The following is a 442-nucleotide window of genomic DNA, read 5'->3' on the forward strand; positions in this document are numbered from 1 at the left end:
GTCGGATTCAAAGTGACGAACAGCGCCGGGCAACCCAGAGACTTCAGCATCGCACGCACACGGCCACGCATCCTCGTCCTAGAAGCATTTGAGCCCACTACATCCTTGCACATGACCCGTAGCTGGTTTATCGCGGTAATGAGCTTGCGCTCCGTGTTCGACTTCGGTTGGGCGTCCGGTTCTGCCCTGTACTTCTCCTCTAGTTTCTCTAACAGGCTTTTGTTCTCCATCAGGGTATCAACAAAATCAGCATAACGATCTTCTGCAATCTTGAAAGTCGCGCCGGTGGAAGTCTGGTTTCGTTGGATAGCGTTAAAGCAGACGTATGCAAAGTGTGGATCTCGCGCAAAGGGGGCACCTTTCATCAGTACCATGTTTCGGAGTTGCTGTCGCATTGACAGGTATACGAGACGCTGCTCGTGAAAGAACGCGCCCAGCGCAT

Annotated in this window: 1 protein-coding gene; it reads right to left on the bottom strand. The window is 52.7% G+C overall.

All coding sequences use genetic code 11. The features are described 5' to 3' along the window. A partial coding sequence (locus BBH99_RS13395) for a helitron helicase-like domain-containing protein (RefSeq protein ID WP_165601941.1) occupies positions 1–365 on the bottom strand: 365 nt, incomplete at its 3' end. Positions 366–442 lie beyond the last annotated feature (77 nt).

The sequence above is a fragment of the Chryseobacterium contaminans genome, assembly GCF_001684955.1.
GTDB lineage: Bacteria > Bacteroidota > Bacteroidia > Flavobacteriales > Weeksellaceae > Chryseobacterium > Chryseobacterium contaminans.